This is a genomic window from Kitasatospora sp. NPDC051853, from assembly GCF_044452665.1.
GTDB lineage: Bacteria > Actinomycetota > Actinomycetes > Streptomycetales > Streptomycetaceae > Kitasatospora.
In genome coordinates this window covers 470,154-480,251 of the sequence record NZ_JBITBY010000006.1, presented here as the reverse complement: position 1 = coordinate 480,251, position 10,098 = coordinate 470,154, and the positions used below count along the sequence as shown (strand labels likewise).

Here is a 10,098-nt window from a genome sequence, read left to right as displayed (position 1 = left end):
CGCGGCGCGCCCCCCCCCCGCCCGCCCCGCCCGGGGGGGGCGCCCCCCCCCCCCCCCCCGGGGGGGGGGGGGCGGCCCGGGGGGGGGGGGGGGGGGCGCCCCCCCCCCCCCCCCCCCCGCTTCCGTGCGTCCTACCGGCCGTGCTGGCGCGGGCCGGTGGAGCCGCGCATCACCAGCTCGGGCTGGAACATGAACTCGCCGCGCTGCGAGCCGCTGCCGTTGACCTCCTCCAGCAGGGCGTCGACGGCGGCGGTGGCCATCGCCTCGACCGGCTGGCGGATGGTGGTGAGCGGCGGCTCGGTGAAGGCGATCAGCGGCGAGTCGTCGAAGCCGACCACCGAGACGTCCTTCGGCACCGCCATCCCGCGCTGGCGGACCGCCCGGATCGCGCCGAGCGCCATCAGGTCGCTGCCGCAGACGATCGCGGTGCAGCCCTTGTCGAGCAGGGCGTTGGCCGCGGCGTGCCCGCCCTCCACGCTGAACAGCGTGTGGTGGACGTACTCGGCGGCCTCGTCCGGGGTGCGGCCGAGGTACTCGCCGACGGCCGCGGTGAAGCCCTCGATCTTGCGCAGCACCGGCACGTAGCGGCGCTGACCGACCGCCAGGCCGATCTTCTCGTGGCCGAGTTCGACCAGGTGCTGGACGGCCATCCACATCGCGGCCCGGTCGTCGGGCGAGATGAACGGCGCGGCGATCTTCTCGCTGTAGCCGTTGATCAGCACGAACGGGACCTGGCGGCCGGTCAGCTTGGCGTACCGGTCGTGGTCGGCGGTGGAGTCGGCGTGCAGGCCGGAGACGAAGACGATGCCCGCCACGCCCCGGTCGACCAGCATCTCCACCAGTTCGTCCTCGGTGGAGCCGCCGGGGGTCTGGGTGCAGAGCACCGGCGTGAAGCCGTGCCGGCTCAGCACCTGCTCGATCACCTGGGCCAGCGCCGGGAAGATCGGGTTGCTCAGCTCCGGGGTGATCAGACCGATCAGACCGGCGCTGCGCTGGCGCAGCCGGGTGGGCCGCTCGTAGCCGAGCACGTCGAGTGCGGCCAGCACCGTCTGCCGGGTCGTCGCGGAGACGCCCGCCTTGCCGTTGAGGACGCGGCTGACGGTGGCTTCGCTGACCCCCGCCTGCGCCGCGATGTCCGAGAGTCGCGCCGTAGTCACGATCCCAGAGCCTATTGCAACCATGTCAGACCGCCCACCAGATGGTGCTGTCCGCCGGGAGGACCGTCTCGCCCTCCACCGCGACGGCCTCGGTGGAGGAGAGCAGGATACGGCCGGGGGCGGCGATCCGGACCGGCTCGGAGCCCGTGTTCACGGTGCAGACGAAGGAGCCGCGGCGGAACGAGAGCAGGTGCTCGCCGGTCTCCAGCCACTCCACCGACTCGCCCGCGCCCAGGTCCGGGTGGGACCGACGGATCGTCAGGGCGGAGCGGTAGAGCTCCAGGGTGGAGGTCGGGTCGCCGGTCTGGACCTCGACGCTGAGCCCGGCCCAGCTGTCCGGCTGCGGCAGCCAGCTGGGGCCGCCGGCGGTCGGGCCGAAGCCGTAGGGGGCCTCGGTGCCGGACCACGGGATCGGCACCCGGCAGCCGTCGCGGAAGCCGTCCTGGCCCTCGGCGCGGAAGAAGGACGGGTCCTGGCGGACCTCGTCGGGCAGGTCGGTGACGTCGGGCAGGCCGAGCTCCTCGCCCTGGTAGACGTAGGCCGAGCCGGGCAGGGCGAGCATCAGCAGGGAGGCGGCGCGGGCCCGGCGCAGGCCCAGCTCGCGGTCGCCGGGGGTGCGGATCTGGGTGCCCAGGCCCGGCTCGTTGGCGAACCGGGTGGCGTGCCGGGTGACGTCGTGGTTGGACAGCACCCAGGTGGTGGGGGCGTCGACCGGGCGCATCGAGTCCAGCGAGAGGTCGATCACCTCGCGCAGCTCGGCGGCGTCCCAGGAGGTGCCCAGGTACTGGAAGTTGAAGGCCTGGTGCAGCTCGTCCGGGCGGACGTAGTTGGCGGTACGCTGGACGGTCGGGGTCCAGGCCTCGGCGACGCCGATCCGCTGGCCGGGGTACTCGTCCAGGATCTGCCGCCAGGCGCGGTAGATGGCGTGCACGCCGTCCTGGTCGAAGAACGGCATCACGTCGTTGCCGAGCAGCTTGAGCTGGTCGTGCGAGCCGAGGTCGGGCAGGCCGGGGGCCTTCACCATGCCGTGCGCGACGTCGATCCGGAAGCCGTCCACGCCCATGTCCAGCCAGAACCGCAGGATGGAGCGGAACTCGTCGGCGACGGCCTGGTTCTCCCAGTTGAAGTCCGGCTGCTCGGGGGCGAACAGGTGCAGGTACCAGTCACCGGGGGTGCCGTCCGGGTCGGTGGTCCGGGTCCAGGCCGGGCCGCCGAAGATGGACTCCCAGTCGTTGGGCGGCAGTTCGCCGTCCTCGCCCTTGCCCGGCTTGAAGTGGTAGCGGTCGCGCAGCGGGGAGCCGGGGCCCTCGCGCAGGGCGCGCTGGAACCACTCGTGCTGGTCCGAGGAGTGGTTGGGGACCAGGTCCACGATGATCCGCAGGCCCAGCTCGTGCGCGTCCCGGATCAGGCCGTCGGCGTCCAGCAGGGTGCCGAACATCGGGTCCACCGCTCGGTAGTCGGCCACGTCGTAGCCGGCGTCGGCCTGCGGGGAGGCGTAGAAGGGGGAGAGCCAGACCGCGTCCACCCCGAGGTCGCGCAGGTACGGGAGCCGGCTGCGCACGCCCGGCAGGTCGCCCATGCCGTCGCCGTTGGAGTCGGCGAAGCTGCGGGGGTACACCTGGTAGATGACCGCGTCCCGCCACCAGCCTCTGCCGGCCGCACCGTTCGCGGCGGAGGAGTCGGCGGCGGGCTCGGCGACGGTCTCGGCGGCGGACCGGGAGGTGTCGGCCAGGTTCTGGGTCATGGACAGTCATCCCTTGGGGACTCGGTGGCGGCCCGGCCGCCCGGTCGGGGCGGCCGGTTCGCGGCAACAGGCAGGTGCGGGGGCGTTTTTGACGGTACGTCAGGCCGTCAGGACTTGGCGGCGCCGGCGGTCAGACCGGTCACGAGGTGACGCTGTACCAGGTAGAAGACCAGAGCTGCCGGGATGGCGATCAGCACCGAGGTGGCGGCCATCAGGTTCCACTGGCTCTCGTACTGGCTGATGAAGGTCTGCAGGCCCACGGCCAGCGTGTACTTGCCGGAGCTGAGCATGAAGGTGGAGGCGAAGGCCACCTCGGCCCAGGCCGTGAGGAAGGAGTAGAACGCGGCGACCGCCAGGCCCGGGCGGGCCAGCGGGATGACCAGGCGCCAGAAGGTGCCGAAGGGGCTCAGCCCGTCCACCCGCCCGGCCTCGTCGATCTCGACCGGGATGGTGTCGAAGTAGCCCTTCAGCAGCCAGGCGCAGTAGGGGACGGTGGTGGCGGAGTAGACCATGATCAGGCCAAGGTAGCCGTCCAGCAGCTTCAGCTCGGAGAGGATGGTGTACATCGGCACAATGAGGACCGCGATAGGGAACATCTGGGTCACCAGCAGGGTCCACATCAGCTGGCGGTGGCCGGCGAAGCGCATCCGGGAGACCGCGTAGCCGGTGGTGGCGGCGACCAGCACGCCGAAGACGGTGGTGCCGCCGGCCACGATCACCGAGTTGAGGAACCAGGTGCCGAAGTCCGTGTCGAACAGCACCTTGGTGTAGTTCGAGAAGGTCACCTTGGAGAGGATCTGCCCGGGGTGCAGGTAGTCCATCTTGTCCGGGCCGAGCGAGATGAAGCCGATGTAGAGCACCGGGAACAGCGCGATCAGGCTGGCCAGCACCAGGGCGGCGTGGGAGAGCACCCGCACCAGCGGGGAGGTCTCGCCGCGGCGGCGGACCTTCTTCGGGGTCGGGGTCATCGCGACGCCTCCTCGTTCCGGGCCAGCCAGCGGCGGTAGAAGCTGGTGAAGACGATCAGGATGGAGAGCAGCAGCACGCCGTAGGTGGCCGACTGGGCGTAGTCGCGCGGCTGTTGGCCGAAGCCGAGGCGGTAGGCCCAGGTGACCAGGATCTGCGCGTCCGGCGCTCCGTTGCCGAACAGCAGGAAGATGACGGTGAACTGGTTGAAGGTCCAGATCACGCCGAGCAGCACCACGGTGGAGGAGACGGTGCGCAGGCCCGGCAGGGTGATGTGGCGGAACCGCTGCCAGGGCGAGGCGCCGTCCATCTCGGCGGCCTCGTACAGCTCGCCGGGGATGGACTGCAGGCCGCCGAGCAGGGAGACCATCATGAACGGCACGCCGACCCAGGTGTTCACCACGATGGCGGCGGTCTTCTGGGCCAACGGGTCGGAGAGCCACGAGGGTTCGGGTAGTCCGACGCTGCCGAGCAGTCCGTTGATGACGCCGCCGTCGGCCAGCATCAGGCGCCAGGAGAAGACGGTGACGAAGGTGGGCACCGCCCAGGGCAGGATCAGCATCAGCCGGTAGAGGCTGCGGCCGCGCAGGTGCTGGTTCATCAGCATGGCCAACGCCAGACCGGTCGCGTAGGTGACGGTGACGCAGATGACCGTCCACGCGATGGTCCAGACGAAGTGCGACCAGAAGCGGTCGTAGGAGCCGGGGCCCCAGAGCACGTCCGCGTAGTTCTGCAGGCCGATGAACTCGTAGGTGGCGGGGATGTGCTTGACGCCGATGGTGCGGGCCGAGTTGAGGCTGTTGGCGTCGGTGAGGGTCAGGTAGAGCCCCTGCGCCAACGGGTAGCCGACCAGCACCCCCAGGACGATGACGACCGGGGCGACCATCGCGTACGCGTACCAGTACTTGCTGTACGAGAGCTTGACGCGGGCCAGCAGACCGGGACGGGGGCGCCGTCCGTCCTCGGTCGGCGCGTCCTGCACGGCGACTGCCATGAGTTGACACCTTCTCGGGAGTGGGTGGCAGCCGCCCGGGCCACCTCCGTCAGGTGGGCGGCCCGGGCGGCGGGCTTGCGAGGTGCTTCCTGGGGCTTACTTGGCGAAGCCGGGGAGCAGCTTGGCGTAGTCCACGGCGGTGGCGTCCAGGCCGGCCTTGGTGTCGGACTGGCCCTGGACGATCTTGCCCAGGTTGGTACCGAGGGAGGCGAACAGCGAGGAGTACTCCGGCAGTTCGGGGCGCGGCTGGGCGGCGGTCAGGATCGCCTGGAAGCCGGCGATGCCCGGGTCGGCCTTGACCTCGGCGGTGTAGGCGTCGGTGCGGGTCGGCAGGGTGGAGTTCTTCTGCGCGAGGAAGGCCTGGCTCTCGGCGGAGGTCAGGAAGCCGGCCAGCTTGGCGGCGGCCTCCTTGTGGGCCTTGTCCGAACCGGCGTAGACCGAGACGTTGTGGCCGCCGGTCGGGGCGCCGGCCTTGCCGGCGGAGCCGGCCGGGACGGCCGCGATGCCGAGGTTCTTCTTGTCGGCGAAGGCGGAGCCCTTGTAGATGTTGGTGACCTCCCACGGGCCCTGGATGATCGCCGCGACCTTGCCGCTGTTGAAGGCGTCCATCATGTGCGCGTAGGAGTCGGTGGTGACGTCGGCCTTGACGGTGCCCGGCGCGGTGAACATCGACTTGTAGGTCTCGATCGCCTTGGCGGCCTCGGGCGAGTTCACCGTGACCTTCTTGCCCTTGGCGTCCACCATGTCGGTGCCCTCGCCCAGCAGGTACGGCATCGCGTAGTAGCCGTCACCGGCGCGCTGGAAGAAGCCGTCGGCGCCGGTCTTCTCCTTGACCTGGGCGGCGGCGGTCTTCAGCTCGTCCCAGGTGGCGGGCGCCTTGGTGATGCCGGCCTTGGCGAACAGCTCCTTGTTGTAGAGCAGGCCCAGGGTGTCGGTGACCAGCGGGGCGCCGTAGACCTTGCCCTCGAAGGTGGCCTGCTGGATCAGGCTCGGCTGGAAGGCGGCCTTGTCGGCGAGGGCCGGGGTGCCGTCCAGCGGCTCCAGGAAGCCGGCCTTGGCGAAGGCGGAGGTCCAGCCGACCTCGGCGCGGAAGGCGTCCGGAGCGCCGGTGGCGCCCATCGCGGTCTGCAGCTTGTTCTGCGCCTGGTCGAAGGGGACGTTCTCGAACTTGACCTTGATGTTCGGGTTGGCGGCCTCGAACTTCTTGACCAGGGCCTCGTAGTTCGGCGCCTCGTTGGTGGCGTTGGAGGTGTCCCAGTAGGTGATGGTGACCGGGCCGGAGGCGGCCTTGTCGTCAGAACCGGAGCCGCTGCTGCCACAGGCCGCCATGGTGACCGCGAGGGCCGCAACGAGGGCAGAGGCCGCGATGCCACGCCGCATGAGAACTCCTTGGGGAAAGGTGGGGGTGCCCGAAGTGGAGGGGGACGGCGCATAATGGCTGTCCCGTTGCCGACTGCGCCGTTGCTCGTGGCCGTCGGGCTCGGGAAGGAACGTAACAGCGATGCAAGCGGCGTCGAAAGGTCTTGCAGCAAGTTTCTGCAAGAACCGGGGATCGTTACGTCCGCGTGTCCTGTGCGTTGCCGGACGGTGGCGACGGCGGATCGGGACCTTTGACCCGGGTTTTAAATGATGATCGCCATTTATATTGGGCACGCAGTCGTCACCCCATCCAGGAGGACCCGTGCTCTCCCCGCAGTCGACCGAGACCGTCCGCGCCACCCTGCCCGCCGTCGGCGGGGCCATCGGGGAGATCACCCCGCTGTTCTACTCCAAGCTCTTCGCCGCCCACCCCGAGCTGCTCCGCGACCTCTTCAACCGCGGCAACCAGGCCAGCGGCGAGCAGCAGCAGGCGCTGGCCGGCTCCATCGCCGCGTACGCCACCCTGCTGGTCGAGCACCCCGAGGTGCGGCCCGGCGCGATGCTGGCCCGGATCGCCCACAAGCACGCCTCGCTCGGCGTCACCGAGGCCCAGTACCAGGTGGTGCACACCCACCTGTTCGCCGCCATCGTCGAGGTGCTCGGCGAGGCCGTCACCCCCGAGGTGGCCGCCGCCTGGGACGAGGTCTACTGGCTGATGGCCGGTGAACTCATAGCCCTGGAAGCCAAGTTGTACCAGGAGGCCGGGCTGGAGCCGGGCGACGTCTGGCAGTCCATGACCGTCACCGGCCGCCAGGCCGAGACCGCCGACGCGGTCTCCTTCACCCTGCGCCGCACCGACGGCGCCCCGGTCGGCGCCTTCCTCCCCGGCCAGTACGTCAGCGTCGGCGTCCACCTCCCGGACGGCGCGCGGCAGATCCGCCAGTACAGCCTCTCGGCCGCCCCCGGCCGGGACGAGTGGCGGATCACCGTGAAGCGCGACGGCGAGGTGTCGACCCGGCTGCACGAGCACCTGGAGGCCGGCGGCGAGGTGTCGGTCTCGCACCCCTTCGGCGACCTCGTGCTCCACGACGGCGACGGCCCGCTGCTGCTCGCCTCCGCGGGCATCGGCTGCACCCCGATGACCGGCATGCTCGACCACCTGGTCCGCACCGGCTCCAAGCGCCGCGTCATCGCCGTCCACGGCGACCGCTCCCCCGCCGCGCACGCCCACGCCGCCGAGCTCACCGCCCTCACCGACGCCCTCCCCGGGGCCGAGCTGCACCGCTGGTACGAGGACACCGACGGCCTGGTCGACCTCTCCGCCGTCGCCCTGCCCACCGGCGTGCAGGCCTACCTCTGCGGCCCGCTCCCCTTCATGCGGGCCGCCCGCGGGCAGCTGCTGGAGCGCGGCGTCCCGGCGGACGCCATCCACTACGAGGTCTTCGGCCCCGACCTCTGGCTGGCCGGGCGCTGACCCCGTCCCGTCACGACTTCGCACCAGCCCCGGTCACGCCCGTGACCGGGGCTGTCGGCGTTCCCTACGATCACCGCACCAGTGATCGAAACGGGGGACCTGATGCCGGACGTCCACGACCGCAGGGCACCACGCCTGCTGCCCTGCCCCAGCTGCGACCTCCCCGACCGGGTGGAGAGCGTCCCCGCCGCCCACCTCGGCGGGCAGCACGAGGTGAGGGAGCCGGACGACGAGGGCGGCACCAGGAGGCGGGTCCGCCACAGCGCGCTCTCCGCCGCCCTCGCACCGGCCCCGCCGGAGCCGGTCGCGGGCTGCTCGGCACCGCTCGCCCTCCTCACCCTCTTCGTCGGCACCGGCCTCCTCGTGGCCGGCACCGTCCTGTCGACCAAGGACCGGCTGCCGGAGGTCTTCCAGGGCTTCGGGCTGCTCCGCTGGCTCGCACTCCCCCTGCTGGCCGTGGGGCTGGCCGCCCTCCTGACCGCCGTCGGCCGGGCGCGCCGGTACCGGCGGGAGACCGCCGGGCGGGCAGGGGCGGAGGCGCTCTGGGCCACCGGGTGGTACTGCGGCCGCTGCGCGGTGGCGTACCTGACGCCCCGTCCGGGCGAGGGGGTGCGGGGGCTGACCCTCTCCGAGTTCCGCGCGGCCGTCTGGTCGGCGGGTGGCTACGGACACCTCGCCGACCGGCATCCGATCGCCTGACCCGTGCTCAGGGCAGCTCGATGGTGCACAGGCCCGGGGCGCTGAAGGGGCGCAGGGTGATGCCGGGGGCCAGGGCGTCGAGCAGGCCCTGGTGCACCGCGCAGACCACCTCGGGGTGGCGGGTGGCGTTGGGGGCGAACGGGCAGCCGTGGAGGAGGACCCGGCGGTCGTCCAGTTCCGGTTCGAAGCCCCAGCGTTCGGCGGCGGCCATCACCTGGTCCGCGAGCGGGGCGTCCGGCGGCGGTGTGCCGGTGCCCCACTCGCGGCCGGCCTGGGCCGGGGTGAGGCGGCCGTAGCCGAGGGCCAGGATGTCCACCAACTCGCGGTAGGCGTCCAGCTGTTCGCGTTCCGGGGCGGCGGTGTAGCGCAGCCTGGGGCGGCCCCGGCCGGCCGCCGGTTCGGTGTGCACGGTGACCAGCCCGGCCCGCACCAGGGCGGTCAGGTGCTGCCGGACGGTGGTCAGGTGGAGGCCGACCGCCCCGGCCAGCTGCCGGGCCTCCAGCGGCTCGCCGGCCGCCGTCAGCTCCGCCAGCAGCGCGCGGCGGGCGGGCGCGGCCAGTGCCCGGTGCACCTCGCCGCTGCTCTCCGTACCGCCGCCCGTACCGCCGTCCATCCGGTCAATATACGGCGAAACGGATGTACCGCCCCCGGCGCAGACCGCTCAGGAGGTGCCGAGGCGGAAGACGGTGACGGAGCGGAACTCCTCGCCCGGGCGCAACACCGTGCTCGGGTACTCGGGGCGGTGCGGGGAGTCCGGGTGGTGCTGGGTCTCCAGCGCGACGCCGGAGTACCGCCCGTAGGGCACCCCGCGCGGGCCGGTGACCGCACCGTCGAAGCCGTTGGCCGTGTAGACCTGGATGCCGGGCTCGGTGGTGAGCACCTCCAGGGTGCGGCCGCTGACCGACTCCTCCAGGAAGGCCGCGCGGGACGGGGCGGTGCCGCCGTCGTAGCCGCGCAGGACCCAGTTGTGGTCGTAGCCGCCCACCTCGCCGATCGCCTTGCCGATCGGGCGGGCCGTGGTGAAGTCGAACGGCGTGCCCGCCACCGCCTCGTACGGGCCGAGCGGGATCTGACGCTCGTCCACCGGGGTGTAGTGGTCGGCCTCCAGGGTGAGCAGGTGGCCCAGGACGTCGCCGGAGCCCTCACCCGCGAGGTTGAAGTAGGCGTGGTTGGTCAGGTTGACCACCGTGGGGCGGGTGGTGACGGCGTGGTAGGCGACGGTCAGGTCCGAGCCGTCGAGGAGGTAGTCCACGGTGACGTCCAGCGCGCCGGGGAAGCCCTGGTCGCCGTCCCGGCTGTGCAGCGTCAGGCGGACGCCGGCGCCCGGCAGTTCGGTGGCCTGCCAGAGCCGGTGGGCGAAGCCGTCGGGGCCGCCGTGCAGGGTCACTCCGTTGCCGGTCGGGGCGAGCGGGTGGTCCTCGCCGTCGACGGTGATCCGGCTGTCGGCGATGCGGTTGGCGTACCGGCCGACGGTCGCGCCGTAGTGGCGGGCCGGGCCGAGCACCGCGGCGAGCTCGTCGGAGGCGAGGAGCAGTTGGGCGGTGCGGCCGGTGCGGTCGGGGGCGGTCAGGCCGTGCAGCGTCGCCCCGAGGGAGAGGACCGTCGCCTCGACCGGGCCGCTGCGCAGGGTCCAGCGCTCGATGGCGGCGCCGGCGGCGGTGCGGTCGAACGGCGCGCGGCGCACCTCGGTCTGCGGCATGTGGAC

At 72.1% G+C, this 10,098-nt stretch carries 9 protein-coding genes; 2 read left to right on the top strand and 7 right to left on the bottom strand.

Features of this window, described 5'->3' with window-relative positions:
- Positions 1–131: 131 nt before the first annotated feature.
- From ACIA8O_RS20315 to ACIA8O_RS20295, 5 genes are all read right to left on the bottom strand, one after another.
- Positions 132–1,181 carry a LacI family DNA-binding transcriptional regulator gene (locus tag ACIA8O_RS20315; protein ID WP_396295289.1) on the bottom strand — a complete coding sequence of 350 codons (1,050 nt, stop codon included), beginning with the start codon at positions 1,179–1,181 and terminating at the stop codon, positions 132–134.
- Between the two features lies 1 nt (position 1,182).
- Complete coding sequence (locus ACIA8O_RS20310; protein ID WP_396295288.1) at positions 1,183–2,901, bottom strand: glycoside hydrolase family 13 protein; 1,719 nt, start codon at positions 2,899–2,901, stop codon at positions 1,183–1,185.
- 107 nt (positions 2,902–3,008) lie between these two features.
- Entirely contained in the window at positions 3,009–3,869 is an 861-nt protein-coding gene (locus tag ACIA8O_RS20305; RefSeq protein WP_396295287.1) for a sugar ABC transporter permease, read from the bottom strand.
- A complete protein-coding gene (locus ACIA8O_RS20300; RefSeq protein ID WP_396295286.1) occupies positions 3,866–4,861 on the bottom strand; it encodes a carbohydrate ABC transporter permease in 996 nt (331 codons plus the stop codon). The genes ACIA8O_RS20305 and ACIA8O_RS20300 overlap by 4 nt, the downstream gene beginning before the upstream one ends.
- Before the next feature lie 96 nt (positions 4,862–4,957).
- Positions 4,958–6,241, bottom strand: coding sequence for an extracellular solute-binding protein (locus ACIA8O_RS20295; RefSeq protein ID WP_396295285.1), 1,284 nt, complete (start codon positions 6,239–6,241; stop codon positions 4,958–4,960).
- Between the two features lie 301 nt (positions 6,242–6,542).
- On the opposite strand from ACIA8O_RS20295, the gene ACIA8O_RS20290 reads away from it, so the two are divergent.
- The gene (locus ACIA8O_RS20290; protein WP_396295284.1) at positions 6,543–7,694 is read left to right on the top strand and encodes a globin domain-containing protein; all 1,152 of its coding nucleotides are present in this window, start codon (positions 6,543–6,545) and stop codon (positions 7,692–7,694) included.
- An 81-nt stretch (positions 7,695–7,775) separates the two neighbouring features.
- Positions 7,776–8,393 (top strand): hypothetical protein, encoded by a 618-nt coding sequence (locus ACIA8O_RS20285; protein WP_396295283.1) that lies wholly within the window; start codon positions 7,776–7,778, stop codon positions 8,391–8,393.
- Positions 8,394–8,400: 7 nt separating this feature from the next.
- On the opposite strand, the gene ACIA8O_RS20280 is transcribed toward ACIA8O_RS20285, so the two are convergent.
- Positions 8,401–9,006 (bottom strand): helix-turn-helix transcriptional regulator, encoded by a 606-nt coding sequence (locus tag ACIA8O_RS20280; protein ID WP_396295282.1) that lies wholly within the window; start codon positions 9,004–9,006, stop codon positions 8,401–8,403.
- Between the two features lie 48 nt (positions 9,007–9,054).
- Positions 9,055–10,092, bottom strand: coding sequence for an aldose epimerase family protein (locus tag ACIA8O_RS20275; protein WP_396295281.1), 1,038 nt, complete (start codon positions 10,090–10,092; stop codon positions 9,055–9,057).
- Positions 10,093–10,098: the final 6 nt, after the last annotated feature.

Coding starts and splice junctions, on each gene's coding strand:
- ACIA8O_RS20275 (WP_396295281.1), bottom strand. CDS start 10,092: ATGCCGCAGACCGAGGTGCGCCGCGCGCCGTTCGACCGCACCGCCGCC.
- ACIA8O_RS20315 (WP_396295289.1), bottom strand. CDS start 1,181: ATGGTTGCAATAGGCTCTGGGATCGTGACTACGGCGCGACTCTCGGAC.
- ACIA8O_RS20305 (WP_396295287.1), bottom strand. CDS start 3,869: ATGACCCCGACCCCGAAGAAGGTCCGCCGCCGCGGCGAGACCTCCCCG.
- ACIA8O_RS20300 (WP_396295286.1), bottom strand. CDS start 4,861: ATGGCAGTCGCCGTGCAGGACGCGCCGACCGAGGACGGACGGCGCCCC.
- ACIA8O_RS20280 (WP_396295282.1), bottom strand. CDS start 9,006: ATGGACGGCGGTACGGGCGGCGGTACGGAGAGCAGCGGCGAGGTGCAC.
- ACIA8O_RS20310 (WP_396295288.1), bottom strand. CDS start 2,901: ATGACCCAGAACCTGGCCGACACCTCCCGGTCCGCCGCCGAGACCGTC.
- ACIA8O_RS20295 (WP_396295285.1), bottom strand. CDS start 6,241: ATGCGGCGTGGCATCGCGGCCTCTGCCCTCGTTGCGGCCCTCGCGGTC.